This is a genomic window from Phytobacter sp. V69, assembly GCF_965644215.1.
GTDB lineage: Bacteria > Pseudomonadota > Gammaproteobacteria > Enterobacterales > Enterobacteriaceae > Phytobacter.
Window position 1 is genome coordinate 17,097 of sequence record NZ_CBFFRL010000015.1, and the last position, 25,784, is coordinate 42,880.

The following is a 25,784-nucleotide window of genomic DNA, read 5'->3' on the forward strand; positions in this document are numbered from 1 at the left end:
GGGTGAAGCGTTCAAAGAAAAGCAATGATCTCAGGAGATAGAATGATGACTACTCTGCGCAAAGTTCCACTGGCAATCGCCATCGCTGCGGGCATTTTGTCTGCACAGGCGGGCGCCGTTGATTTTAAAGGCTATGCCCGTTCGGGTATTGGCTGGACCGGCAGCGGCGGTGAGCAACAATGCTTCCAGGCCACCGGTGCTCAAAGTAAGTATCGTCTTGGTAACGAATGCGAAACCTACGCCGAACTGAAACTGGGTCAGGAAGTATGGAAAGAAGGCGACAAGAGCTTCTATTTCGATACCAACGTAGCCTACTCCGTTTCTCAGCAGAATGACTGGGAAGCCACCAGCCCGGCGTTCCGTGAAGCCAACGTGCAGGGTAAAAACCTGATCGATGCGTTGCCGGGTGCCACCATCTGGGCAGGTAAACGCTTCTATCAACGTCATGACGTTCACATGATCGACTTCTACTACTGGGATATCTCTGGTCCTGGTGCGGGTCTTGAAAACGTCGACCTGGGCTTCGGTAAACTCTCTTTAGCCGCGACCCGTTCCTCCGAAGCGGGCGGTTCCGGTACCTTTGCTGACCGTAACGCTGATGGCAGCCGTATTTATGACAACATCGTACCAAACGACGTCTTCGACGTACGTTTAGGCCAGATGGCCATTAACCCTGGTGGTACGCTGGAGTTCGGTGTTGACTACGGTCATACCAACCTGCCGGACAAATATGATCTGGCACCGGGTGCTTCGAAAGATGGCTGGATGTTCACCGCTGAACACACCCAGAGCATGATGAAGGGCTACAACAAGTTTGTTCTGCAGTACGCAACAGACTCCATGACCTCTAACGGCAAAGGTATTCCGCAGGGCGGCAGCATCAACAACAACGGCTCACTGTGGCGCGTGTTGGATCACGGGGCAATCACCCTGGCTGATAACTGGGACCTGATGTATGTCGGCATGTACCAGGACATCAACCGTGACGACAACAACGGCACCAAGTGGTGGACCGTGGGCGTACGTCCTATGTACAAATGGACGCCGATCATGAGCACCCTGTTGGAAGTGGGCTATGACAACGTCAAATCCCAGCGCACCAACGACACTAACAACCAGTACAAAATCACCCTCGCCCAACAATGGCAGGCTGGCGACAGCATCTGGTCCCGCCCGGCTATCCGCGTCTTCGCAACCTACGCCAAGTGGGATGAGAAATGGGGTTATGCCAATAGCGATTCTGGCGCAGCTTACACCTCAGGTACTGCCTACGCTGACACCAGCGCTAAGACCTTCAGTCGTGGTGATAACGACGAGTGGAGCTTCGGCGCCCAGATGGAAATCTGGTGGTAATCCTCACAACCTGACGTACCGAACAAGAGGGGCGCAAGCCCCTCAATTCTTCGAGACGGCGCGCTATTGCCTGGCGTTAGCTGTCTCTCGTAAAGAAGGTGATAACAATGAAAATGAAAAAAAGTCTCGTCGCCCTGTGCCTGACCGCGGGATTACTCGCCGCAGCACCTGGGGTTAGCTTCGCAGATGTTAACATCGTCCCGCAAAATACCACGGCTGCACCGGCCATTCCGGCGTCTGTGCTCCAGCAACTGAGCTGGACACCCGTCGATCAAAGCAAAACCCAAACAACCGAACTTGCCACCGCGGGCCAGCGCCTGAATGTGGCGGGTATTAGCGGCCCGGTGGCCGCCTGGAGCGTCCCTGCAAACATCGGTGAACTGACGCTTACCCTCAGCAGTGAAGTGAATAAACAGACCAGTGTCTTTGCCCCCAACGTGCTGGTCCTCGACCAGAACATGTCGCCTGCCGCGTACTTCCCGAGCAGCTTCTTTACCTACCAGGAACCAGGGGTGATGAGTGCCGACCGTCTGGAAGGGGTGATGCGTCTGACGCCTGCGCTGGGCCAGCAAAAGATTTATCTGCTGGTCTTCACAACCGACAACGATCTTCGCCAGACCACAAAACTGATGGACCCGGCCAAATCCTACGCCAAAGGAACGGGTAACGCGGTGCCGGATATCCCCGATCCGATTGCCCGCCACGCCACTGACGGCGTTGTGAAACTGAAAGTGAAAACCAGCAGCGGCTCCAGCGTGCTGGTTGGCCCGCTGTTTGGTTCATCCGGTCCGGGGCCGGTAACGGTGGGTAACACCGCGGCACCTGCCACCGCCTACAGCGCACCGGCCGCCGCTCCTGCCGTTGTGGCCGCAGCACCTGCACCTGCCGCTACGCCAGCCGCCCCGGCGGCGAAAAGCGAACCGATGCTGAATGACACTGAAAGCTATTTCAATCAGGCCATTAAGCAGGCCGCTGCAAAAGGCGATATCGATAAGGCTCTGAAATTACTGAACGAAGCTGAGCGTCTCGGGTCCACATCCGCCCGAAAAACCTTTATCAGCAGTGTAAAAGGCAAGGGGTGATCGTCTCCCCGCAATGCTGATGTTTGCAACAACTGGTGCGTCGCCTGACGCACCCTTTTTTCTGGCGCAACGACGCTGTTGCATATCTGTTGCGCTTATGAAAACTGAATGAACTTTCCCCGCACGAGACGGCCTGTTCTGCGATACAATAATGTGACGTTATGTATTGGAGAGTAAGGCATGTCACACCCCGCGCTTACGCAATTGCGTGCGCTGCGCTATTTTGACGCACTTCCCGCGCTTGACCCACAGCAACTGGACTGGCTGTTGCTGGAAGATTCCATGACGAAACGTTTTGAGCAACAGGGTAAACAGGTGACCGTGACGTTAATCCAGGAAGGATTCGTGACGTCCGATATGCTTGATGGCGAGCGCCATCTGCTGCCTGATGATTCGCGCTACTGGCTGCGGGAAATTCTGCTGTGTGCCGATGGCGAACCCTGGCTTGCGGGGCGCACGGTGGTGCCGGAAGCGACCCTGAGTGGCCCCGAGCTGGCTCTGCAGAAGCTTGGCACCACGCCGCTGGGACGTTATCTCTTTACATCATCGATACTGACACGCGATTTTATTGAAGTGGGTCGCTATGACGCGCTGTGGGGACGACGCTCCCGCCTGCGCCTGGGGGGAAAACCTCTCCTGCTGACCGAACTGTTTTTACCTGCGTCACCGCTGTACTAAGAGGAAAAAAGAATGGAGTGGAGTCTCTCGCAGAATAAGCTGCTGGCCTTTCACCGACTCATGCGCACGGATAAACCCATTGGTTCATTCCTGCTGCTCTGGCCAACCTTATGGGCGCTGTGGGTGGCGACGCTGGGCGTCCCTCCGCTGTGGATCCTGCTGGTGTTTGTTGCCGGAGTCTGGCTGATGCGTGCCGCGGGCTGCGTGGTGAATGATTATGCGGACCGTAAATTTGATGGTCATGTAAAACGCACTGCACACCGTCCGATGCCGAGTGGCTCGGTAACGGAAAACGAAGCGCGGGTGCTGTTTGTTGTACTGGTACTACTGGCGTTTGCGCTGGTGCTGACGCTCAACACCATGACCATTTTGCTCTCTGTTGCTGCCCTGGCGCTGGCCTGGGTGTATCCGTTTATGAAACGCTACACCCATCTGCCGCAGGTTGTACTGGGGGCGGCATTTGGCTGGTCAATCCCGATGGCATTTGCCGCCGTGAGTGAATCGGTGCCGCTGAGCTGCTGGATTATGTTCCTCGCCAATATCCTGTGGGCAGTGGCCTACGATACGCAGTACGCCATGGTTGACCGCGACGATGACCTGAAAATCGGCATCAAGTCGACGGCGATTCTGTTTGGTCGTCAGGACAAATTGATTATCGGCATTTTGCAGGTCGCCGTGCTGGCGCTGATGGTGGCGATTGGCGAGCTCAACGGCTTAGGCTGGCAATTTTACTGGTCGCTCATTGTCGCGGGCGCGCTCTTTGTGTATCAGCAAAAGCTGATTGCCGGGCGCGATCGTGACGCCTGCTTTAAGGCATTTTTGAACAATAACTATGTCGGGATGGTGCTGTTTTTGGGCTTTGCGGCGAGTTATCTGGCGTAAAAAAAAGCCCGGTGCGCTAGCGCTTTCCGGGTTTACAGGTTCTGGATATAAAAGCAAAAAGGCAACGTCAGTTGCCTTTTTTAGTGTTTGCACCCTCTCCCGGTGGGTGAGGGCATCAGGCAGCACAACCTTTATTCGCTCTGCGTTGCGCTCTCAATCGTCAAACGCACATCAGAGGTCATCAGCTCAGCCAACAGTTGATACACCGCCAGCGTCTGCGCCGGTTCGGCATCGCCGGTATCGCTAATATACTTCTCGTCACGCAGGGTCAGCACCAGCGTACTGAATACCGCCTTATCGAAGAACTCTGGCGCGTTGATACCGTGCAGAACGGACAAGCGCTGTGCCAGCGTGCGGCTCTCTTTCTCCAGCGTACTGCGGTTCATGGACGGATTCGCGCTCAGCAGCCAGAAGGTGATGGCATAGCGTTGCAGCGTTTCACGGGCACCAGCCGCCAGCAGTTGCAGAGTACGGGAATGGGCCGGGTTGATATAAAGCTGGTCATCTTTCATGGTGATCAGCCCCTGGCGCAGCATTTCCTGCGCAAGGTTTTCCAGCACGCCAGCCAGCTCCTCTTTTTCCCAACGCAGGAACAGCTCGGCTTTCAGCATCGGGTAGAGCAGTTCAACATGGTGCAGCATTTCGTTCTGAGAGATATGACGATGCTGGGTGATGATGGCCGCCATCAGCGACGGCAACATCAGCATATGCGCAATGTTGTTGCGGTAGTACGTCATCAGGACGGCCTGCTCGCGCGGCAGAATGATGATGTCACCAATGGTGTCTTTTTCTACCTCGAACTTGTTCATCTGCAGCGCATGATCGATAAGCGCGCTCGCCGTTACGGTCGGTACCGTGGAATCGGCGGCGTACGGCACATTGCGCATCAGGCTGAGGTAGCAATCCAACTGCTCGGTAAGCTGTTCGCGGGTCAGCGAACGCTGGCGAGAGGCCAGAAGCGCAGTGCAGCACAGGTTCATGGCGTTTGCCGCACCGGCATTGTTAATGCGCACCATCAAATCGGTGGCGATGGCGTTCACCGTAGGTGTCAGCCAGGCGGGACGTACCGCCTCGATAGGATCGATAGACTCGCGCCATTCAGGCACGCGATGATTCAGGTAGTTCATCAGCGGGATAGGTTCGCCGAAGTTCACATAGCCCTGACCGAGATTACGCAGCTTGCTTAAGCCGCGCACCATCTGCATAAAACCTTCTTTCTCTTTCGTCGCCCCACGCAGCTCTTTGGCGTAGGTACCGACTTCCATCACGTGCTCGTAACCAATGTAGATAGGCACCAGCGTGATCGGGCGCGAGCCACCGCGCAGCATCGCCTGAATGGTCATCGACAGGGTACCGGTCTTCGGATCCAGCAGACGGCCTGTACGTGAACGACCACCCTCGACAAAGTACTCAACAGAATAGCCGCGCTGGAACAGCTCGCCAAGATATTCGCGGAAGACGGTGGAATAGAGTTTGTTGCCTTTGAAAGAGCGACGAATGAAGAACGCCCCCAGGCGGCGGAAAATCGGACCCGCTGGCCAGAAGTTCAGGTTGATACCGGCAGCAATATGCGGTGGCACCAGCCCCTGATGATAGAGCACGTAAGAGAGCAGCAAATAGTCCATGTGGCTGCGATGGCAGGGCACATAGACAATTTCATGGCCGTCGTGGGCGAGCTGGCGAACGCGTTCCGCGTTATGCACGTTAATGCCCTGATACAAGCGGTTCCAGGTAAAGCTGAGGATACGGTCTGACAGGCGGATCATCTCGTAGGAGAAGTTGGCCGCAATCTCTTCCATCAGCGCAATCGCGTTTTGCTGCGCTTTATCGTGGGAGATTTTCTTGCTGCGCGCTTCGTCTTCTACGGCACGGGCGATAGCTTTCGAGGACAGCAGCTTATTAAACAGGTCCTGACGGGCGGGCAGACGCGGACCAACCGCAGCCAGACGCTGGCGCGCGAAGTGCATACGTGCCACGCGTGCCAGTTTTTGCGCGATAATCTTATCCGTGCCGTGCTCAGTTGCCATGCGGCGCAGCGAAACCGGTGGAGAGAAACGCACGAAGCTGTCGCGCCCCAGCCAGGAGATCGCAAAGAATTTCTGGATGCCATTGAGCATACGCAGCGGTGGATTCATCTCACCTTTCTCGCGACCCGGAGAGCGGCCAAACATCATCGACACCGGTACCATCTGGACATCCAGGTCGGGGTGGCTGCGGTGCAGATCGAGATAATCGTGGAACAGCTTGATCGACTCTTCTTTTGGCGTGTACCAGGTAAAGACACGCGGTCCGCCGTGAATGAAGATATAGCGCGGCAGTTCAACGCCGTCGATTTCAAGCGGTTCGAGAGGGTCGGGCAAGTCATGTGCCAGACATTGAGCGCGCAAGGTCAGCAAGTCTGCCTTAGAGTTATAAGGCAAAACGTACATAATAGGGCGTGACGTATCGAGCCCTAATTCCTGGGCGGGTTCCGCCGGGATAGACTTGCTTTTTACCAGCACGCTTAATGGTAAATTAAGTAATTTGTAGTAAATTCGTGGCCAGCCGGACATAAAGGATGTAAAGCCTCTGGTTATTAATGCCAATGCGCCGCAAGAATATCAGAAAGCGCGCACAAATTCTTTTGTACCTCTATAACCTTACATAGAGATTGATGCTCATAACATAAAAAGGTTCTTTTCATGGCCAATAACACCACTGGCATGACCCGTATTATTAAAGCTGCCGGCTATTCCTGGAAGGGCGTCCGTGCTGCATGGATAAACGAAGCTGCCTTTCGCCAGGAGTCCGTTGCGGTCATCCTGGCAATTATTATCGCTTGTTTCCTTGATGTCGACGCCATCACCCGCGTATTACTGATTGGCTCGGTGGCGCTGGTCATGATTGTGGAAATCCTCAATAGCGCAATTGAAGCGGTAGTTGACCGTATTGGGTCCGAGTTTCACGAGCTGTCCGGGCGTGCGAAAGATATGGGGTCTGCTGCGGTATTAATGACGATTCTTGTGGCGCTGTTTACCTGGCTCTCTCTGTTGTGGGGCCATTTTCGATAAGGCTTCCAGATTTACGTTACCTGCTGGTTTTTTGCGTAATTTTGGTTTCAAAATCACCTTTAGCTGTATATACTCACAGCATAACTGTATATACACCCAGGGGGCGGAATGAAAGCTTTAACGGCCAGGCAGCAAGAGGTGTTCGATCTCATTCGCGATCGAATCAACCAGACGGGTATGCCGCCGACGCGTGCGGAGATCGCGCAGCAGTTGGGGTTCCGTTCCCCAAACGCAGCAGAAGAACACCTGAAAGCGCTTGCGCGTAAGGGCGTTATTGAGATCGTGTCCGGCGCGTCACGCGGTATTCGTCTGTTGCTTGAAGAAGAAGACATCGGGCTGCCGCTTATCGGGCGCGTCGCTGCTGGTGAGCCTCTGCTGGCACAGCAGCATATCGAAGGCCACTATCAGGTTGATCCTTCTCTCTTCAAACCCAACGCGGACTTCCTGCTGCGTGTAAGCGGTATGTCGATGAGAGATATCGGCATTATGGACGGCGACCTGCTGGCTGTGCATAAAACTCAGGATGTGCGTAATGGTCAGGTCGTTGTTGCTCGTATTGACGATGAAGTGACCGTTAAGCGACTGAAAAAACAGGGTAATACCGTGCAGTTGCTGCCGGAAAACAGCGAGTTTTCCCCCATTGTGGTCAACCTGCGCGAGCAGAACTTCACTATTGAAGGTCTGGCGGTGGGCGTTATCCGCAATGGTGAGTGGTTGTAATCCGGCTTCTGAACCGTGGCGGCACGCCCGCTGTCACGGTTGCTTTCCCTTCCTGACAAAGCTTTAACCTGCGCTTTATCCTCCTGATCGCATTCCGTTTTTTCAGCATAACCATACTTATATTTTTTTCTTTAATGGTTAAAAATTCCGAATAAAGCTTCGCGGTCGATATCCTTAACTACAATTATTATCACGTTCAGGACATTCAGAGCGTAACGACAGAAAGAAACGCTGTTCGTAACCAATGATGAGGATATGACGATGAATAAAGACGAAGTCCGCGGTAACTGGAAACAGTTCAAAGGTAAAGCGAAAGAACAGTGGAGTAAATTAACTGACGATGATATGACCATCATCGAAGGTAAACGCAACCAGTTGGTCGGTAAGATTCAGGAACGTTATGGCTACGCCAAAGAGAAAGCGGAAAAAGAAGTCGTTGATTGGGAAAACCGCAACGAGTACCACTGGTAGTCCTACACAACCCCTCAATGTGTAAACCCTCTGTGGCTACCCTGCCCGAACGGTACATGGATGTACCACCCTCAATTTTCCGGCTTGAGAGATAAAAAAAATCGCGACTAGCGCGATTTTTTCTTCAACTGAATGGTGTGATCGTGATGGCATTCGCCGGGATGTCGGCAGGCCTCAACCTCCGCGCAGTCGGCGCAAAGTCCGTGTGCTTCAATGACGTTATGACGCAGCGCAAAACCGCGTTTTGCTGCCAGCGCGTGCATGATGTCTTCCACGCCCTCCGCCTGCTCCTCTTTCACCACGCCACAGCGATCGCAGATAAACATCGCAGAAGTGTGCGTTGGCTGGTCGAAGAGATGGCACAGCACATAGCTGTTTGCGGACTCCACCTTATGCACAAACCCTTGTTCCAGCAAAAAATCCAGCGCACGATAAACCGTTGGCGGTTTGGCCTGTGGCTCGGTCTCACGCAGAAGGTCGAGCAGATCGTAAGCGCTGATGGCTCCCTGTTGCAGACTCATCAGGCGTAACACTTCGAGGCGCTGCGGAGTCAGGCGCACGTTGCGCTGCACGCACAGTTTTTCGGCCTGCGCGAGCATCTCTTGCGAAGTGGTCTTATCCATAGGCGTTCTCTCATGAATGGGCAACATGTGCCCCCACTTTATCATGTTCTGCACCAAACGCCGAGATCGCGACCGTGCCTTCGCCTTTCACAATCGCAATGTGTCTTCTATAAATATTGATGGTCACTTCTTATAACAACATCTTCTGTAACGTTTTATTACATTCGTTAGAAATAGCCTATTTTTTCAGTGTTATTCGCAGCAATAGAGCCTCCCTGTCCTTGTCACAACTAGCAGGGGCATAAAAAAACTCATTTGATTACGAGACGCATACTGTGAAAAACAATCTTAAACTTTCGGTGGTCGCTATCGCTGTCTCCTTTTTTGTGGCAAATCAGGCAGGAGCAGCTAATACCTGGGCAGAAGCGCGTAATGATGCAATGGGGGGAACAGGCGTTGCCTCCGCAAATTACGGTAGTGGTGCATTAATCAACCCGGCTTTGCTGGCAAAGGCAAAACCGGAAGACGATGTAACGGTTATTTTCCCAAGCATTAGCGCACAGGTTACCGATGAGGGTAATTTGCGCGATGAAATCAATGATATCAGTAACAAAATTGACCATTACAAGAGTACGATAGATAACCTCGATCTGGGGGATATCCTGCTCGATCCTGTTGGCACTATCGATGATTTCCAGATGGCGGCGAAAGATGTTGCGGACTCGCTTGATTTCCTGAAAGGTAAAACCGCCAGTGCGAACGCCGGGGCCGGTATTGCCGTCAGTATTCCTAATCATGTGGTTTCTGCTGCTTTTGTCACCAAAGCTTATGCCCACGCCCGTGTGAACTCCACCAACGATCCGAACGATATCACCTATCTGCGTGGTATCCAGAATAGCGATACGGTCGCTGCGGGTGTTGCAGTGGAAGCCCTGACCTCGCCAAATGGTTCTGACGAGATCACCAAAAATCTGAACTCTACGGCATCGGGCCGAGCGGCCATCATCACTGATTTTGGTATCGCCCTGGCGCATCAGTTCGACGTTGGCGGCATTCCGCTTTCCGTTGGCGTGACGCCAAAACTGCAAAAGTCGTGGATCTATAACTACACCACGTCGATTTATGATTACGACAAAAACGAGTGGAAGAAGAGCAAATACCGTAAGGATGATACCGGTTTTAACATCGATGTCGGCCTGGCGGCGGACCTCACGGGCAACTTCACCGTCGGCTTGACCGGGCAAAACCTGATCTCACGCGACATCGATACCAAAGATATTCTGATCACCAATGGCCGAACCGGTGAGGTTAAAAACTACAAAGACACCTACCAAATCAGTCCGCTGGTGACCGCAGGTGCGGCCTGGCATAACGATCTGGTGACGCTGAGTACAGACGGTGATCTGACCGAAACCAAAGGCTTTAAGAGCGAGAAAAACTCACAGTTCGTCGGTGTCGGTGCAGAGGTTCGCCCCCTGAGCTGGCTGGCGGTTCGTGCCGGTTACCGTGCCGATGTGAAAGGTGATGAAAGCAACTACTTCACCGGCGGTGTGGGGTTTGCGCCGTTTAACCGCGTGCATATCGACTTGATGGGGCTGGTGGGTGAGAGCCAGACATGGGGTGCTGGCGCACAGCTGAGCATGACATTCTGATAGACAACCGGAGGCCTCGCGCCTCCGGTTTTTCTTTGTGCTATAGTAGCGCCCCTTTTTTACCTAAAGCTTATTTATTCGCCATGTCGTCAGAAATTCAGTCTGCTGCTTATCCCGCTCACCGTTTCTCCATCGCGCCGATGCTCGACTGGACGGATCGCCATTGCCGCTATTTCCTGCGCCAGCTTTCACGCCATACGCTGCTCTATACCGAGATGGTCACCACGGGGGCCATTATTCATGGTAAGGGCGATTACCTGGCATACAGCGATGAAGAGCACCCGGTTGCACTACAATTGGGTGGCAGCGACCCGGCGCAGCTCGCGCATTGCGCAAAACTGGCGGAGCAGCGCGGTTACGATGAGATCAACCTCAACGTGGGGTGTCCGTCCGATCGCGTGCAGAACGGCATGTTCGGTGCGTGCTTGATGGGCAATGCACAACTGGTGGCGGATTGCGTGAAAGCGATGCGCGACGTGGTGTCGATTCCGGTGACGGTCAAAACCCGCATCGGCATTGACGATCAGGACAGCTACGAATTTCTCTGCGATTTTATCAATACCGTGTCCGGCAAAGGCGAATGCGAGATGTTTATTATCCACGCGCGCAAAGCCTGGCTTTCTGGTTTAAGCCCGAAAGAGAACCGTGAAATTCCCCCGCTGGATTATCCGCGTGTTTACCAGCTTAAACGAGATTTCCCGCATCTGACGATGTCGATTAACGGCGGCATTACCTCGCTGGAGGCGGCTAAAACCCATCTGGAACATATGGATGGCGTGATGGTCGGCCGCGAGGCATATCAGAATCCAGGCATTCTGGCGCGCGTTGACCGGGAAATTTTCGGTGCGGATGTCGTAGACGCCGACCCGGTCGCGGTCGTGCGAGCGATGTATCCTTACATTGAGCGCGAGCTGCAGCAGGGGACTTACCTCGGCCATATCACCCGCCATATGCTGGGCCTGTTTCAGGGGATCCCCGGGGCGCGTCAGTGGCGTCGCTATCTGAGCGAGAATGCGCACAAAGCCGGTGCCGATGTCGCGGTACTGGAACACGCGCTGAGTCTCGTGGCAAACCGCGAATAATTTCGCTAAAAAATGGTCAAATTCACCAGGCTCTGCATCATGATGTGGAGTCTTTTCTTTTATAAATCAATAAAATAAAACTGGCACACTTCTTGTAGTAGTTTTGATGTCATTATCGACTTATTGGGAGCGCGCCATGTTGGAATTACTGTTTGTTATCGGCTTTTTTGTTGTGCTACTCGCCACCGGTGTGTCACTGCTGGGCATTATGGCGGCACTGCTGGTGGCAACCGCAGTGATGTTTTTGGGCGGTCTTTTTGCTTTGATGATCAAACTGTTGCCGTGGTTACTGCTGGCGGTTGCGGTGGTCTGGATTATCCGGGCGATTAAAACACCAAAAGTTCCTCAATATCAGCGCAATAACCGTTGGCGTTACTAAAGTATTGAGCTCTTGATCACAACCTCAACACTTTTCCAGGTGCTTTGCTAAGAACCGAATAGGATTTACTTATCAAATCTGTCACTATCGCCGCGTTAACGAATTCATCGAGCTGTACCCTACATACAGCCGAACTAAAAAAAGAATGGGCTTCCCTTGGGAAGCCCTAATTCTTTCTACCTCCTTCATACTTCAAGCCGCAGGTGCGTTGGCTGCGCTCATTCATCCCGGTCACTTACTTGAGTTAGCTCCCGGGCATTCACTCACTGGCCGCCTGCCTGCAACATGAATTATTTCGGAGGCCAGGTTTACGGAATCAACAAATTCGACCCTTGTGTTGCACGGCTTTCCAGAACCTCATGCGCCCGCTGCGCATCTTTCAGCGCGAATTTCTGCGCATCAGACACATCCACTTTGATCACACCGCTGGCAATCAGCGAGAACAGCTCATTGCTTGCCTCTTCCAGTTCTTCACGGTTCGTCACGTAGCCATTGAGGGAAGGGCGGGTCGCGTACAGCGAGCCTTTCTGGTTCAGAATGCCCAGATTGACGCCGGATACCGGCCCGGAGGCGTTACCAAAGCTCACCATCAGGCCGCGGCGTTGCAGGCAATCGAGGGAGTTTTCCCAGGTATCTTTACCGACTGAGTCGTACACCACGCGCACTTTTTTCCCACCGGTGATCTCTTTCACCCGTTCAACGATGTTCTCTTCGCGGTAGTTAATCACCTGCCATGCGCCCGCCTGTAGAGCGCGTTGGGCTTTCTGCGCGGAACCCACGGTGCCAATCAGTTTTGCTCCCAGCGCCTTCGCCCACTGGCAGGCAATCAGCCCCACGCCGCCTGCCGCCGCATGGAACAGGAACACTTCGTTAGGTTTGATTTCGTAGGTTTTACGCAGCAGATAAAAGACCGTGAGCCCTTTAAGGAAAGAGGCGGCAGCCTGTTCGAACGAGATGGCTTTTGGCAGAATAGCGACCTTGTCTGCCGGGACGTTGTGTACGGAGCTGTAGGCACCAAGCCCGGACTGGGCGTACACCACACGGTCGCCCACTTTGATATGTTTTACGCCGGAGCCAACTTTGCTGACCACGCCCGCGGCCTCGGTCCCTAAGCCGCTCGGCATTGACGGGGGTGGATACAGACCACTACGAATGTAGGTGTCGATATAATTAATCCCTATGGCTTTGTTTTCGACCTGGACGTCATTTTCCGCCGGATCGGTGGGATTAAACTCAACGGCTTGCAATACCTCAGGGCCACCATGCTTGTGAAATTCAATTCTTGTCGCCATGCTTCCTCCAGAACGTATCGTTAGGGCTAGCTTTATATGATAAAGTTTCGACCCATCCTTTATCTCGGTAACTCCATTCACTATGGCAGGAAATAAACCCTTCAACAAACAGACTGAACCCCGCGATTTTCAGGTCGAGGGGATGAAAGTACCGCCCCATTCCATTGAAGCGGAGCAGTCGGTGTTGGGCGGTTTAATGCTGGATAACGAGCGCTGGGACGATGTTGCCGAGCGCGTTGTGGCGGAGGATTTTTACACCCGCCCGCATCGCCATATCTTTACGGAGATGCATCGTTTGCAGGAGATGGGCAAACCCATCGACCTGATTACGCTGGCGGAATCACTGGAGCTGCAAGGGCAGCTGGATATCGTCGGCGGCTTTGCTTATCTGGCTGAACTGTCCAAAAACACGCCAAGTGCGGCGAACATCAGCGCTTATGCGGATATCGTGCGTGAACGTGCGGTCGTGCGTGAGATGATCTCCGTCGCTAATGAAATCGCCAGTGCCGGTTTCGACCCTCAGGGGCGCACCAGTGAAGACCTGCTCGACCTTGCTGAGTCGCGGGTTTTCAAAATCGCTGAAAGCCGTGCGAATAAAGACGAAGGCCCGAAAAACATCGCAGATGTGCTTGAGGCGACCGTTGCTCGTATTGAGCTGCTGTTCCAGCAGCCGCACGACGGTGTCACCGGGGTGAATACGGGCTACGATGACCTCAACAAGAAAACCGCGGGCTTGCAGCCGTCGGATCTGATCATTGTCGCTGCGCGTCCGTCGATGGGTAAAACCACCTTTGCGATGAACCTCGTTGAAAATGCGGCGATGTTACAGGACAAACCGGTTCTGATTTTCAGTCTTGAGATGCCCTCCGAGCAGATCATGATGCGTTCTCTGGCCTCGCTGTCGCGTGTGGATCAGACGCGCATCCGTACCGGTCAGCTTGATGACGAGGACTGGGCGCGTATCTCCGGCACCATGGGTATCCTGCTGGAAAAACGCAACATCTATATCGATGACTCTTCCGGCCTGACGCCGACAGAGGTTCGTTCCCGTGCGCGCCGTATTGCCCGCGAGCACGGCGGCATCGGGCTTATCATGATCGACTACCTGCAACTGATGCGCGTGCCGTCGCTGTCCGACAACCGTACGCTGGAGATCGCAGAGATTTCTCGTTCTCTGAAAGCGCTGGCGAAAGAGCTGCAGGTGCCGGTTGTTGCCCTGTCGCAGCTTAACCGCTCCCTGGAACAACGTGCGGATAAACGTCCGGTCAACTCCGACCTGCGTGAATCCGGCTCCATCGAGCAGGACGCCGACTTAATCATGTTTATCTATCGTGATGAGGTTTATCACGAGAATAGTGACCTGAAAGGGATCGCGGAAATCATTATTGGTAAGCAGCGTAACGGCCCAATCGGTACGGTGCGTCTGACCTTTAACGGACAGTGGTCGCGCTTCGACAACTATGCCGGTCCACAATACGACGACGAGTAAATCTCCGTCATCCTTCATGCCGCAGATGCGTTGACTACGCCTGTTCACCCCAGTCACTTAGTTTACTAAGCTCCCGGGGATTCTCAGGCTTGTCGCCTTCCTGCAACACGAATGATTTAGGAGATTCTTTTATTAAGGAATTCAAATGCAAGCGGCAACTGTTGTAGTCAACCGCCGCGCTCTGCGACACAACCTTCAACGTCTGCGCGAACTGGCCCCTGCCAGTCGCCTGGTTGCGATTGTGAAAGCGAACGCCTACGGACACGGTCTTCTTGAGACCGCGCGAACGCTCCCCGATGCCGACGCTTTCGGCGTCGCCCGTCTCGAAGAGGCCCTTCGCCTGCGCGATGGCGGTATCACCCATCCTATCCTGCTGCTCGAAGGGGTCTTTACCGCCGACGAGTTACCGCTGGTTTCTGCTCACCGGCTTGATGCTGTGGTGCACAGTGTGGAACAGCTCACGGCGCTGGAAACGACCGATCTGGCCGAGCCGGTTTCCGTGTGGATGAAACTCGACACCGGCATGCACCGTCTGGGCGTGCACCCGGAGGAAGCTGAGGCCTTCTACCAGCGGCTGACCCAGTGCAAAAATGTGCGCCAGCCGGTGAACATTGTCAGCCACTTTGCTCGTGCCGATGAGCCGGAGTGCGGTGCGACAGAACGTCAGCTCGATATTTTCACCACCTTTAGCGACGGCAAGCCTGGCCAGCGTTCTATCGCCGCATCTGGCGGTACGCTGCTGTGGCCGCAGGCACATTTTGACTGGGTTCGCCCGGGCATCATTCTGTACGGCGTGTCGCCGCTTGACCGTCACCCGTGGGGGGAAGATTTTGGCTTCCAGCCCGCGATGACGCTGACCTCCAGCCTGATTGCCGTGCGCGAGCACAAAGCGGGTGATGCGGTCGGTTATGGTGGAACCTGGGTGAGTGAGCGTAATACGCGCCTGGGGGTGGTAGCGATGGGCTATGGCGATGGTTATCCGCGTGCGGCGCCGTCCGGCACGCCTGTGCTGGTCAATGGCCGCGAAGTGCCAATCGTTGGCCGGGTGGCGATGGACATGATTTGCGTCGATTTAGGCCCGGATGCGCAGGACGTTGTCGGTGATTCGGTGGTGTTCTGGGGGGAGGGTTTGCCCGTCGAGCGCATCGCGGAAATCACCGGCGTCAGCGCCTACGAGCTGATTACCCGTCTGACGTCGCGTGCTGCCCTGAAATACGTCGATTAACGTTGGGTTGGCATTTCCCGGATGTGGCGTAAACGCCTTATCCGGGCTACGATTTTTGCCCGCCTCGGGCAGTGGTTTTTCTCCCTCTCCCCGTGGGAGAGGGCCGGGGTGAGGGCATCAGACGACTCGGCACAAACATCCCGCTCGACCTTCTCTCTCTTCCGGTTTATTGTGTCTTATCCTTCCTACTGTAAACCTGGAGAACCACCTCGTGTTTCAAAAAGTTGACGCCTACGCTGGCGATCCCATCCTTACCCTGATGGAGCGTTTTAAAGAAGACCCGCGCAGCGACAAAGTTAACCTCAGCATCGGCTTGTATTACAACGAGGATGGCATCATTCCTCAGCTACAGGCGGTGGCCGAAGCAGAGGCTCGCCTCAACGCTCAGCCGCACGGTGCGTCTCTCTATCTGCCGATGGAAGGCCTGAATACCTATCGCAACACCATTGTGCCGCTGCTGTTTGGCGCCGAGCACCCGGTGGTAGTGCAAAAACGCGTGGCAACCATCCAGACGCTGGGCGGCTCCGGCGCGCTCAAAGTCGGTGCCGACTTCCTGAAACGCTACTTCCCGGATTCCGGCGTGTGGGTCAGCGATCCGACGTGGGAAAACCATGTCGCCATTTTTGAAGGTGCGGGTTTTAACGTCAGCACCTACCCCTGGTTCGACAGTGAAACCAACGGTGTGCGCTTCACCGCGCTGCTGGAAAAACTCGAGACGCTGCCAGAGAAGAGCATCGTTCTGCTGCACCCGTGCTGCCACAACCCGACCGGTTCAGATCTGACGAACGCACAGTGGGATGACGTGGTAAAAGTGCTGAAAGCCCGCAACCTGATCCCGTTCCTCGACATCGCCTATCAGGGCTTTGGCGGCGGCATGGAGGAAGATGCGTATGCGATCCGCGCGATTGCCGACGCAGGTTTACCGGCGCTGGTCAGCAACTCGTTTTCCAAGATTTTCTCCCTCTATGGCGAGCGCGTTGGTGGACTTTCTATCATCTGTGACGATGCGGAAACGGCTTCCCGCGTTCTGGGCCAGTTGAAAGCGACGGTGCGTCGTAACTACTCCAGCCCACCGAATTTCGGTGCGCAGGTTGTGGCGACAGTATTGGGCGATACGGCGCTGAAAGCCTCATGGCTGGCAGAAGTTGAGACGATGCGCACCCGCATTCTGGCCATGCGTCAGGAACTGGTAAACGTGCTGAAAGAGGCCGTTCCGGGGCGTAACTTTGACTATCTGCTTAAACAACGCGGTATGTTCAGCTACACCGGCCTGAGTGCTGCGCAGGTTGCTCGTCTGCGTGAAGAGTTTGGTGTCTACCTCATCGCCAGTGGGCGTATGTGCGTTGCCGGGCTTAACAGCCGCAATGTGCACCGTGTTGCCCAGGCATTCGCCGCAGTGATGTAATCGCCGCATATTTTCCTCCCGCAAGGGAGGAAAATACCGCGATTCTGCTGCGGATATTCCTGTTTTCTATGATGAAACCGCAGAAACGCCTTCCTTTCCCCCGCCTCAGAGGGTATGGTCAGATAGCTTTTTGACCATTTGCACAATATCTAATCATAACGAACTGAAAATTTAGGGATAAATATGCGAAAGTTCACATTAGCCCTCTGCTTATCGTTTTCGCTCACCGGCGCGTTCTTTACCCAGGCTTCGACGCCGACGCCGGACAGCACAGGTACCAACGTTGCCAAACTGGCAGAACAGGCCCCCGTTCACTGGGTTTCCGTTGCGCAGATTGAAAACAGTCTTGTGGATCGCCCGCCGATGGCCGTCGGCTTTGATATTGACGATACGGTCCTGTTTTCCAGCCCCGGTTTCTGGCGTGGCAAAAAAATGTACTCCCCGGACAGCGAAGCCTATCTCAAGAACCCGGAATTCTGGGAAAAAATGAACAACGGCTGGGATGAGTTCAGCATTCCCAAGGAGGTCGCGCGGGCGTTGATCGCGATGCACGTGAAGCGCGGCGACAGTATTTACTTCATCACCGGACGCAGCCAGACGGCGACGGAAAGCGTCACAAAAACCCTGCAGGAAGATTTTTTGATTCCGGCGGCGAATATGAATCTGGTGATCTTTGCCGGGGTCAAAGACGGACAGAACAGCAAAACGCAGTGGCTGAGCGACAAGCAAATCAAGATCTTCTACGGCGATTCGGATGAAGACATCACGGCGGCCAAAGCAAGTGAAGCCCGTCCGGTGCGCATTCTGCGCGCCTCGAATTCAACCTACCGTCCTCTGCCACAAGCGGGTGCGTTTGGTGAAGAGGTGATCGTCAATTCCGAGTATTAAGATTGTGTTGCTGTTTTTTTAAGCAAATCTGTTCTGCCGGGTTTTACCTTTCGCCGACTTGCTGCACACTTAAAAAGATTCGTCTTTTAAAAGGAAGCAGCAGATGTGGTATCAACAGACTCTCGTCCTCGGGGCAAAATCCCGGGGTTTTCATCTGGTCACTGATGAGGTGTTGGGGCAGATCCGCGATCTGTCCCGCATCAGAACGGGATTGTTGCATCTGCTTCTCCAGCATACTTCCGCTTCTCTCACCCTGAATGAAAATTGCGACCCTACCGTCCGTCACGATATGGAGCAGCATTTTCTGCAAGCGGTACCGGATAACGCCCACTACAAGCATGACTACGAAGGCGCAGACGATATGCCTTCGCATATTAAGTCGTCCATGCTGGGTGTGTCGTTATTACTCCCTGTCGCCAGCGGGCGTCTTCAGCTTGGGACGTGGCAGGGGATTTGGCTGGGAGAGCATCGTATCCACGGCGGTTCGCGAAAAATCATTGCGACGCTACAAGGGGAATAAAGATGACAATTTCGGAGTTATTGCAGTATTGCATGGCGAAGTCGGGGGCCGAGCAGAGCGTACACAGCGACTGGAAGGCCACGCAGATAAAGGTTTCTGACGTGCTGTTTGCGATGGTGAAAGAGGTGGAAGGACGCCCGGCCGCGTCTCTGAAAACCAGTCCGGAACTGGCTGATCTACTGCGTCAGCAGCATAGCGACGTGCGTCCAAGTCAACATCTGAACAAAGCGCACTGGAGCACCGTCTATCTCGACGGCTCGCTACCGGATTCGCAGATTTACTACCTCGTGGATGCCTCATACAAACAGGCGATAGAGCTGTTGCCTGAACCGGTCAGGCAACAGCTTTACTCCGCATCTTCCCGGGCATAATCCTGCCCGGAAGACTATTTCAGCATCGGTTTCAGGAACCGCGCCGTGTGTGAGGCTTCACACTCGGCGACGGTTTCTGGCGTGCCGGAAACGAGAATCTCCCCGCCGCCGCTGCCGCCTTCCGGACCGAGATCAACAATCCAGTCCGCGGTTTTGATCACGTCCAGATTATGCTCAATCACCACGATGGTGTTGCCCTGGTCGCGCAACTGATGCAGAACCTCCAGCAGTTGTTGAATATCGGCGAAGTGCAGGCCGGTAGTGGGTTCGTCGAGGATGTACAGCGTCTGGCCGGTGCCGCGTTTTGACAGCTCGCGCGCCAGCTTCACGCGCTGCGCTTCGCCGCCGGAGAGCGTGGTCGCAGACTGGCCCAGGCGAATGTAGGTCAGGCCGACATCCATCAGGGTTTGCAGCTTACGCGCCAGCGCCGGGACGGCATCGAAGAACTCACGGGCTTCTTCAATCGTCATATCCAGCACTTCGTGGATGCTCTTGCCTTTGTACTTAATTTCCAGCGTTTCGCGGTTATAGCGTTTGCCTTTGCACTGGTCGCACGGCACGTAGATATCCGGCAGGAAGTGCATCTCAACTTTGATGACGCCATCGCCCTGACAGGCTTCACAGCGCCCGCCGCGAACGTTAAAGCTGAAACGCCCTGGGGTGTAGCCGCGTGAACGGGATTCCGGCACACCGGCGAACAGTTCACGAACTGGCGTAAAGACGCCGGTATAGGTTGCCGGGTTGGAACGTGGCGTACGGCCAATCGGACTCTGGTCGATATCGATAACTTTATCGAAATGCTCCAGGCCCTGAACGTCGCGATACGGTGCGGGTTCGGCGATGGTGGCGCCGTTCAACTGGCGCTGGGCAATCGGGAACAGCGTATCGTTAATCAGCGTCGATTTACCGGAACCGGACACGCCGGTGATACAGGTGAACAGCCCAACCGGCAGCGTCAGCGTCACGTCTTTCAGGTTGTTGCCGCGCGCTCCGGTCAGTTTGAGCACTTTTTCCGGATCGGCTTTAACGCGATTTTTCGGCACCGCAATTTTGCGTTTGCCGCTCATGTACTGTCCGGTGAGCGATTCCGGTACCGCCATAATGGCGTCGAGCGGGCCTTCCGCTACCACCTGGCCACCGTGTACCCCTGCGCCAGGGCCGATATCAATCACGTGATCCGCAGCGCGAATCGCGTCTTCATCGTGTTCGACCACAATAACCGTGTTACCGAGGTTACGCAGGTGAATCAACGTGCCAAGCAGGCGTTCGTTATCACGCTGATGCAGGCCAATGGACGGCTCATCCAGTACGTACATCACGCCCACCAGACCGGCACCAATCTGGCTTGCCAGACGGATACGCTGCGCCTCGCCGCCGGAGAGGGTTTCTGCCGAGCGGGACAGTGTCAGGTAATTCAGGCCGACGTTAACGAGGAATTTCAGGCGATCGCCAATCTCTTTCAGCACTTTTTCGGCGATTTGGGCGCGCTGACCGGACAGCTTCAGATTGTTAAAGAAGTCCATCGCGTGGCCGATGCTCATATCAGAGATGGTCGGCAGCGGCGTATTTTCAACAAAGACATGGCGGGCTTCACGGCGCAGGCGCGTACCGTCGCAGGTTGTGCACGGACGGTTGCTGATAAATTTCGCCAGCTCTTCACGTACCGCGCTGGATTCCGTCTCTTTATAGCGACGTTCCATATTGTGCAGCACGCCTTCAAACGGGTGGCGACGTACGGACGTATCGCCACGGTCGTTCATGTACTTGAACTCAATGTTTTCTTTGCCGGAACCGTACAGCACCACTTTGTGCACGGTCGGGCTGAGGCTGGCCCATGGCGCTTCCACATCGAATTTGTAGTGGTCCGCCAGGGATTTCAGCATCTGGAAATAGTAGAAGTTACGACGATCCCAGCCGCGAATCGCACCGCCCGCCAGCGACAGCTCCGGGTTCTGAATCACACGATCGGGATCGAAATACTGCTGTACGCCCAGGCCATCACAGGTTGGGCAGGCACCCGCCGGGTTGTTGAACGAGAACAGGCGTGGTTCCAGCTCGCGCATACTGTAGCCGCAAATCGGGCAGGCGAAGTTGGCGGAGAAGAGCAGCTCTTCCGCTTTCGGGTCATCCATATCGGCGACCACCGCCGTGCCACCGGAAAGCTCCAGCGCGGTTTCGAACGACTCCGCCAGGCGCTGCGCCAGATCATCGCGCACTTTGAAGCGATCGATCACGACTTCAATGGTGTGTTTCTTTTGCAGTTCCAGCTTCGGCGGATCGGAAAGGTCGCAGACTTCGCCATCAATACGTGCGCGTATATAACCCTGACTGGCAAGGTTTTCCAGCGTTTTAGTGTGTTCGCCTTTACGTTCTTTAATGACCGGTGCCAGTAACATCAGGCGTTTGCCTTCCGGCTGTGCCAGCACGTTGTCGACCATCTGGCTGACGGTTTGCGCCGCCAGTGGAACGTCATGATCCGGACAGCGCGGCTCACCTACGCGGGCAAACAGCAGACGCAGGTAGTCATGAATTTCGGTAATCGTCCCGACGGTGGAACGCGGGTTATGCGAGGTTGACTTCTGCTCGATAGAAATAGCAGGAGAGAGCCCTTCAATATGGTCAACGTCTGGCTTTTCCATCAGTGAGAGGAACTGACGGGCATAAGCGGAAAGTGATTCAACGTAGCGACGCTGCCCTTCGGCATACAGGGTGTCGAAAGCCAGTGATGATTTACCCGAACCTGACAGCCCGGTCACGACAATCAGTTTGTCGCGTGGGATGACGAGGTTGATGTTTTTGAGATTATGGGTGCGCGCGCCCCGTACTTCGATCTTATCCATTCACCTTTCCCGGTAATAACTCGACATGCCTGGTCTGTTTGAAGGACAACCGGCGGTCAGAAACGGCTAATTATGACACAATTTAACCTGTTTGAATATACAGTATTGGAATGCGATACCAGGCAAATTGTGCAACAATGTATAGTTCGCGAGAACTCTGGAAGATGCTTCGAAACTTTCGAAAGACCACGTGGAAATGGTACACTAGCGTGCTTACACTATTTAGAAACGTATTCAGGAGACTCGATCATGGCCAGCAGAGGCGTAAACAAGGTGATTCTCGTCGGTAATCTGGGGCAGGACCCGGAAGTACGCTACATGCCGAGTGGTGGTGCAGTTGCCAACATTACGCTGGCGACCTCCGAATCCTGGCGCGACAAAGCGACCGGCGAAATGAAAGAGCAGACTGAATGGCACCGCGTTGTGCTGTTCGGCAAACTGGCGGAAGTGGCCGGTGAATACCTGCGTAAAGGTTCTCAGGTGTATATCGAAGGTCAGCTGCGTACCCGCAAATGGACCGATCAGTCCGGTTCAGAGAAATACACGACTGAAGTCGTGGTTAACGTTGGCGGCACCATGCAGATGCTGGGTGGCCGTCAGGGCGGAGGCGCTCCGGCAGGCGGCAACATGGGCGGCGGCCAGGGCCAGCAGGGCGGTTGGGGTCAGCCTCAGCAGCCGCAGGGCGGCAACCAGTTCAGCGGCGGCGCGCAGTCTCGTCCGCAGCAGGCAGCTCCGGCACCGTCTAACGAACCGCCGATGGACTTCGACGACGATATTCCGTTCTGATTACAGGCCATCGGCCTTCTCAGTACGATCCTTTACGGGAATCGTAGCGAAAAAAAACCCCGCCATGCGGGGTTTTTTATTATGGGCTATCGACGAAAGCGTCGCGTGAGCAATTTCTCCAGCTCGACGATACAGAACAAGCCTGCGCCGATGGCGAAAGTGAACGCCCAGTAGTGCAGCGGCAGTGCTTCCGTGCCAAACAGCATCTGCATAAACGGCAGGTAGATGATGGCCAACTGCAGCACCAGCAGGATACCGCTGACCATCCAGATCCCTTTGTTTTTCAGCAGACCACGGGTCAGCGAGAAACCGTCGGAGACTCGGCAGTTCAGCATGTAAACCCACTGTGTGGTGACCAGCGTCTGCAGCAACACGGTACGGATAAACTCGGCGCTGTGTCCACGCGGCTGCAGCCAGGCTTCGAGCGCAAAGGCGCAGCAGGCAATCAGCGTACCGACAAAACCCACGCGCCAGATGGCAAACCTGTCCATCACGTTTTCACTGGTCTGCCGCGGTGGACGACGCATGATGTTGCGCTCACCCGCTTCAAACGCCAGGCCGAACGACAGCGTGGCGGAGGTTGCCATGTTCATCCACAGAATCAGCACCGGCGTCAGCGGAATGACGTTGCCCGCCAGCAGGGCAATGATAATCAACAGCCCCTGCGCCAGGTTGGTCGGCATGATGAACAGAATGGTCTTTTTCAGGTTGTCGTAGACGCGGCGACCTTCACGTACCGCACCGGCAATGGTGGCAAAGTTGTCGTCGGTGAGGACCATATCGGCCGCTTCTTTGGTCACCTCCGTACCCTTAATCCCCATCGCAATGCCGACATCCGCCTGCTTAAGCGCCGGGGCGTCGTTAACACCGTCGCCCGTCATGCCGACAATTTCCCCTTTCTCCTGCAGGGCTTTCACCAGGCGCAGCTTATGTTCCGGGCTGGTACGGGCGAATATATCGTACTGAACGGCAGCTTCGGCCAGCGCGGCGTCATCCATTTTCTCCAGCTCATAGCCGGTGACGGCGTGGCTGCTGTTGCGGATCCCCAGCATGCCGCCAATGCTCATTGCGGTTTCCGGGTGATCGCCGGTGATCATCTTCACGCGGATCCCTGCGCGCTGGCAGGTATGAATGGCGTCGATCGCTTCCGGGCGCGGGGGATCCATCATCCCCGCAATGCCCAGGAAGATCAGCCCGTCATTCAGACTGTCGTGGGTGAGTGTTCCGCCTGATGCGGGCTTCCACGCGGCCGCGACCATACGCAACCCTTCGCGGGCGTAACGCGCCATCTCACGCTCCCAGTAGTCGCGCTCAAAGGCACGGATACCGGCGGTTTCTTGCTGATGCTGGCAAAGTGCGAACAGCACGTCCGGCGCGCCCGTTACCAGAATCTGCTCTTCCCCGGCGACAGAGAAGTGCGTTGCCATGTATTTGTACTGCGAATCGAACGGGATTTTACTGTGCAGCTCAGTATCGACAGCGGGCAGGCTGGCTTTTGCTGCCAGAACTTTTAACGCCCCTTCGGTCGGGCCACCGGTAATGCCCCAGTGTCCTTGTTCGTCGCGCAGAAGCTGACTGTCATTACAAAGATCAATGGTGCGCAGGTAACGGGTCAGCACGCTGCCCGGTTGTGGGCTGACAGGGACATCGCTGCCTTCCAGATGAATATCGCCAACCGGTTCGTAGCTGGAACCGTCAACGCGATAGCAGCAGTCGGCGGTGATAATGGCTTTCACCGTCATTTCGTTCATGGTCAGGGTGCCGGTTTTATCCGAGCAGATAACCGACATAGCCCCGAGCGTTTCTACCGTAGGCAGCTTACGGATAATGGCACGCTGGCGCGCCATCGCCTGAACGCCCAGGGAAAGAATAATGGAGATGATTGCTGGCAACCCTTCAGGAACCGCCGCAACCGCCAGGCTTATCAGGGACAGCAGCAGCTCGCCGAGGGGCATGTCCCGCAGCCACAGGCTAAAGACAAACAGGCTGGCCATCATGGCGATAATGAGGGCAAAAATGGCCTTACCCAGCTTGTCCATTTGGACCAGCAGCGGTGTCTGATGCTTGCTGATGGACGACATCATTTCGTTGATGTGGCCAAGCTCCGTGTCCGCACCTGTCGCGACGACAATCCCCAACCCGGCACCCGCACTGATCGTCGTGCCGGAGAAGAGCAGATTCTTGCGTCGCCAAGGGAAAGTTCGCCCTCCAGCGTATCCGTTATTTTATCGACAACGGTGGATTCGCCGGTGAGGATCGCTTCCTCAACACGCAAATTATGTGCTTCAAGCACACGTAAATCGGCGGGAATACGGTCACCTGCGCGCAGGACAACAATATCACCCGGAACAAGGTCAGCCGTGGGAATAGTTTCGTGCTTACCATTACGAATAACAACAGTATCGCTGGCAATCATATTGCGGATACTCTTCAGCGATTTCTCCGCATTATTTTCCTGAATATGGCCGATCAGGGCATTAATTACGGCAACGCCAAGAATAACCGCGGTATCGACCCAATGCCCCATTACCGACGTCAGCACAGCTGCGGCAATTAAGACATAAATCAGAACATCATGGAAATGTGCCAGGAAGCGTAGCCAAAGAGGTTTCCCCGCTTTTTCCGGCAGCCTGTTAGCACCATATTGAGTGAGTCGTTTTTTGGCTTCTTCCTGTTCTAACCCACTCTTCTGGCTATCCTTTTTTGCCAGCACCTCTTCAATAGAAAGCTGATACCATTTTCTTTCAGTGAGTGGCGCAGAATGGAGACGACGCGAGTTCGGCATTCTGGTCAATGTGAAATATCCTCAAAAAATAAAATAATGAAATAATTAAGTTCGGGAGAATCCTATAAGATTAAAGTCTCTTGTTTTTTGATTTCAATCAATGGTGATTGGCTATTTAATATTTATCTTTCTCGTTTAGATAACGTTGTGAAATGATGTTTTAGAATTGTAAGTTTATTTCAGGAGGAAGAGTATGTTAGATAGTGTCGTCACAAGATTTTAGCCCAGAGAGCGATGCATCTGATCTGGACGGCAGCGAGAAATGAGGCCG

21 protein-coding genes and 1 pseudogene are annotated in these 25,784 nt (G+C 54.7%); 17 read left to right on the plus strand and 5 right to left on the minus strand.

Annotation, left to right across the window (positions count from 1 at the left end):
• Positions 1 to 42 precede the first annotated feature (42 nt).
• From ACSZPU_RS03700 to ubiA, 4 genes are all read left to right on the plus strand, one after another.
• Complete coding sequence (locus ACSZPU_RS03700) at positions 43 to 1,353, plus strand: maltoporin (RefSeq protein WP_498995591.1); 1,311 nt, start codon at positions 43 to 45, stop codon at positions 1,351 to 1,353.
• A 107-nt stretch (positions 1,354 to 1,460) separates the two neighbouring features.
• The gene (malM, locus tag ACSZPU_RS03705; protein ID WP_498995593.1) at positions 1,461 to 2,435 is read left to right on the plus strand and encodes a maltose operon protein MalM; all 975 of its coding nucleotides are present in this window, start codon (positions 1,461 to 1,463) and stop codon (positions 2,433 to 2,435) included.
• 180 nt (positions 2,436 to 2,615) lie between these two features.
• The gene (ubiC, locus tag ACSZPU_RS03710) at positions 2,616 to 3,113 is read left to right on the plus strand and encodes a chorismate lyase (RefSeq protein WP_498995594.1); all 498 of its coding nucleotides are present in this window, start codon (positions 2,616 to 2,618) and stop codon (positions 3,111 to 3,113) included.
• A gap of 12 nt (positions 3,114 to 3,125) precedes the next feature.
• Positions 3,126 to 3,995 carry a 4-hydroxybenzoate octaprenyltransferase gene (gene ubiA / locus ACSZPU_RS03715; RefSeq protein ID WP_498995596.1) on the plus strand — a complete coding sequence of 290 codons (870 nt, stop codon included), beginning with the start codon at positions 3,126 to 3,128 and terminating at the stop codon, positions 3,993 to 3,995.
• Between the two features lie 131 nt (positions 3,996 to 4,126).
• On the opposite strand, the gene plsB is transcribed toward ubiA, so the two are convergent.
• Positions 4,127 to 6,547: a glycerol-3-phosphate 1-O-acyltransferase PlsB gene (plsB, locus tag ACSZPU_RS03720; RefSeq protein WP_498995598.1), complete on the minus strand. Its 2,421-nt coding sequence runs from the start codon at positions 6,545 to 6,547 to the stop codon at positions 4,127 to 4,129.
• Positions 6,548 to 6,676: 129 nt separating this feature from the next.
• Here plsB and ACSZPU_RS03725 point away from each other — a divergent pair, with 129 nt between their 5' ends.
• The 3 genes from ACSZPU_RS03725 (at position 6,677) to ACSZPU_RS03735 (ending at position 8,236) form a co-directional block, all read left to right on the plus strand.
• Positions 6,677 to 7,045, plus strand: coding sequence for a diacylglycerol kinase (locus ACSZPU_RS03725; protein WP_498995599.1), 369 nt, complete (start codon positions 6,677 to 6,679; stop codon positions 7,043 to 7,045).
• Between the two features lie 108 nt (positions 7,046 to 7,153).
• Complete coding sequence (gene lexA, locus ACSZPU_RS03730) at positions 7,154 to 7,765, plus strand: transcriptional repressor LexA (RefSeq protein WP_498995601.1); 612 nt, start codon at positions 7,154 to 7,156, stop codon at positions 7,763 to 7,765.
• Between the two features lie 261 nt (positions 7,766 to 8,026).
• Positions 8,027 to 8,236 carry a CsbD family protein gene (locus ACSZPU_RS03735; RefSeq protein WP_498995603.1) on the plus strand — a complete coding sequence of 70 codons (210 nt, stop codon included), beginning with the start codon at positions 8,027 to 8,029 and terminating at the stop codon, positions 8,234 to 8,236.
• A gap of 107 nt (positions 8,237 to 8,343) precedes the next feature.
• Here the strand turns inward: ACSZPU_RS03735 and zur are convergent, their stop codons facing one another.
• A complete protein-coding gene (zur, locus tag ACSZPU_RS03740; protein WP_498995605.1) occupies positions 8,344 to 8,859 on the minus strand; it encodes a zinc uptake transcriptional repressor Zur in 516 nt (171 codons plus the stop codon).
• Between the two features lie 275 nt (positions 8,860 to 9,134).
• Here zur and ACSZPU_RS03745 point away from each other — a divergent pair, with 275 nt between their 5' ends.
• From ACSZPU_RS03745 to pspG, 3 genes are all read left to right on the plus strand, one after another.
• A complete protein-coding gene (locus ACSZPU_RS03745; protein ID WP_498995608.1) occupies positions 9,135 to 10,451 on the plus strand; it encodes a conjugal transfer protein TraF in 1,317 nt (438 codons plus the stop codon).
• Between the two features lie 83 nt (positions 10,452 to 10,534).
• On the plus strand, positions 10,535 to 11,533 hold the full coding sequence (gene dusA, locus ACSZPU_RS03750; RefSeq protein WP_498995610.1) for a tRNA dihydrouridine(20/20a) synthase DusA: 999 nt from the start codon (positions 10,535 to 10,537) through the stop codon (positions 11,531 to 11,533).
• A gap of 136 nt (positions 11,534 to 11,669) precedes the next feature.
• Positions 11,670 to 11,912, plus strand: coding sequence for an envelope stress response protein PspG (pspG, locus tag ACSZPU_RS03755; protein ID WP_498995611.1), 243 nt, complete (start codon positions 11,670 to 11,672; stop codon positions 11,910 to 11,912).
• A 308-nt stretch (positions 11,913 to 12,220) separates the two neighbouring features.
• Here pspG and ACSZPU_RS03760 read toward each other — a convergent pair whose 3' ends face one another.
• Positions 12,221 to 13,204 (minus strand): quinone oxidoreductase, encoded by a 984-nt coding sequence (locus tag ACSZPU_RS03760; RefSeq protein WP_498995613.1) that lies wholly within the window; start codon positions 13,202 to 13,204, stop codon positions 12,221 to 12,223.
• Positions 13,205 to 13,286: 82 nt separating this feature from the next.
• On the opposite strand from ACSZPU_RS03760, the gene dnaB reads away from it, so the two are divergent.
• From dnaB to ACSZPU_RS03790, 6 genes are all read left to right on the plus strand, one after another.
• Positions 13,287 to 14,693 carry a replicative DNA helicase gene (gene dnaB / locus ACSZPU_RS03765; protein ID WP_498995615.1) on the plus strand — a complete coding sequence of 469 codons (1,407 nt, stop codon included), beginning with the start codon at positions 13,287 to 13,289 and terminating at the stop codon, positions 14,691 to 14,693.
• A 145-nt stretch (positions 14,694 to 14,838) separates the two neighbouring features.
• The gene (gene alr / locus ACSZPU_RS03770; protein ID WP_498995616.1) at positions 14,839 to 15,918 is read left to right on the plus strand and encodes an alanine racemase; all 1,080 of its coding nucleotides are present in this window, start codon (positions 14,839 to 14,841) and stop codon (positions 15,916 to 15,918) included.
• 211 nt (positions 15,919 to 16,129) lie between these two features.
• Positions 16,130 to 17,323, plus strand: coding sequence for an aromatic amino acid transaminase (gene tyrB / locus ACSZPU_RS03775; RefSeq protein WP_498995619.1), 1,194 nt, complete (start codon positions 16,130 to 16,132; stop codon positions 17,321 to 17,323).
• A gap of 183 nt (positions 17,324 to 17,506) precedes the next feature.
• Entirely contained in the window at positions 17,507 to 18,211 is a 705-nt protein-coding gene (aphA, locus tag ACSZPU_RS03780) for an acid phosphatase AphA (RefSeq protein WP_498995620.1), read from the plus strand.
• 103 nt (positions 18,212 to 18,314) lie between these two features.
• Positions 18,315 to 18,731: a secondary thiamine-phosphate synthase enzyme YjbQ gene (locus tag ACSZPU_RS03785; protein ID WP_498995621.1), complete on the plus strand. Its 417-nt coding sequence runs from the start codon at positions 18,315 to 18,317 to the stop codon at positions 18,729 to 18,731.
• A gap of 2 nt (positions 18,732 to 18,733) precedes the next feature.
• Positions 18,734 to 19,102, plus strand: coding sequence for an MmcQ/YjbR family DNA-binding protein (locus ACSZPU_RS03790; protein WP_498995623.1), 369 nt, complete (start codon positions 18,734 to 18,736; stop codon positions 19,100 to 19,102).
• 14 nt (positions 19,103 to 19,116) lie between these two features.
• On the opposite strand, the gene uvrA is transcribed toward ACSZPU_RS03790, so the two are convergent.
• Positions 19,117 to 21,942, minus strand: coding sequence for an excinuclease ABC subunit UvrA (gene uvrA / locus ACSZPU_RS03795; protein ID WP_498995625.1), 2,826 nt, complete (start codon positions 21,940 to 21,942; stop codon positions 19,117 to 19,119).
• A gap of 249 nt (positions 21,943 to 22,191) precedes the next feature.
• Between uvrA and ssb1 the strand changes: the two genes are divergently transcribed.
• The gene (gene ssb1, locus ACSZPU_RS03800; RefSeq protein ID WP_498995627.1) at positions 22,192 to 22,728 is read left to right on the plus strand and encodes a single-stranded DNA-binding protein SSB1; all 537 of its coding nucleotides are present in this window, start codon (positions 22,192 to 22,194) and stop codon (positions 22,726 to 22,728) included.
• Positions 22,729 to 22,814: 86 nt separating this feature from the next.
• Here the strand turns inward: ssb1 and ACSZPU_RS03805 are convergent.
• Positions 22,815 to 25,513: pseudogene (locus tag ACSZPU_RS03805) on the minus strand (cation-transporting P-type ATPase).
• Between the last annotated feature and the right edge of the window lie 271 nt (positions 25,514 to 25,784).

Coding starts and splice junctions, on each gene's coding strand:
- ACSZPU_RS03700 (WP_498995591.1), top strand. CDS start 43: ATGATGACTACTCTGCGCAAAGTTCCACTGGCAATCGCCATCGCTGCG.
- malM (WP_498995593.1), top strand. CDS start 1,461: ATGAAAATGAAAAAAAGTCTCGTCGCCCTGTGCCTGACCGCGGGATTA.
- ubiC (WP_498995594.1), top strand. CDS start 2,616: ATGTCACACCCCGCGCTTACGCAATTGCGTGCGCTGCGCTATTTTGAC.
- ubiA (WP_498995596.1), top strand. CDS start 3,126: ATGGAGTGGAGTCTCTCGCAGAATAAGCTGCTGGCCTTTCACCGACTC.
- plsB (WP_498995598.1), bottom strand. CDS start 6,547: ATGTCCGGCTGGCCACGAATTTACTACAAATTACTTAATTTACCATTA.
- ACSZPU_RS03725 (WP_498995599.1), top strand. CDS start 6,677: ATGGCCAATAACACCACTGGCATGACCCGTATTATTAAAGCTGCCGGC.
- lexA (WP_498995601.1), top strand. CDS start 7,154: ATGAAAGCTTTAACGGCCAGGCAGCAAGAGGTGTTCGATCTCATTCGC.
- ACSZPU_RS03735 (WP_498995603.1), top strand. CDS start 8,027: ATGAATAAAGACGAAGTCCGCGGTAACTGGAAACAGTTCAAAGGTAAA.
- zur (WP_498995605.1), bottom strand. CDS start 8,859: ATGGATAAGACCACTTCGCAAGAGATGCTCGCGCAGGCCGAAAAACTG.
- dusA (WP_498995610.1), top strand. CDS start 10,535: ATGTCGTCAGAAATTCAGTCTGCTGCTTATCCCGCTCACCGTTTCTCC.
- pspG (WP_498995611.1), top strand. CDS start 11,670: ATGTTGGAATTACTGTTTGTTATCGGCTTTTTTGTTGTGCTACTCGCC.
- ACSZPU_RS03760 (WP_498995613.1), bottom strand. CDS start 13,204: ATGGCGACAAGAATTGAATTTCACAAGCATGGTGGCCCTGAGGTATTG.
- dnaB (WP_498995615.1), top strand. CDS start 13,287: ATGGCAGGAAATAAACCCTTCAACAAACAGACTGAACCCCGCGATTTT.
- alr (WP_498995616.1), top strand. CDS start 14,839: ATGCAAGCGGCAACTGTTGTAGTCAACCGCCGCGCTCTGCGACACAAC.
- aphA (WP_498995620.1), top strand. CDS start 17,507: ATGCGAAAGTTCACATTAGCCCTCTGCTTATCGTTTTCGCTCACCGGC.
- ACSZPU_RS03785 (WP_498995621.1), top strand. CDS start 18,315: ATGTGGTATCAACAGACTCTCGTCCTCGGGGCAAAATCCCGGGGTTTT.
- ACSZPU_RS03790 (WP_498995623.1), top strand. CDS start 18,734: ATGACAATTTCGGAGTTATTGCAGTATTGCATGGCGAAGTCGGGGGCC.
- uvrA (WP_498995625.1), bottom strand. CDS start 21,942: ATGGATAAGATCGAAGTACGGGGCGCGCGCACCCATAATCTCAAAAAC.
- ssb1 (WP_498995627.1), top strand. CDS start 22,192: ATGGCCAGCAGAGGCGTAAACAAGGTGATTCTCGTCGGTAATCTGGGG.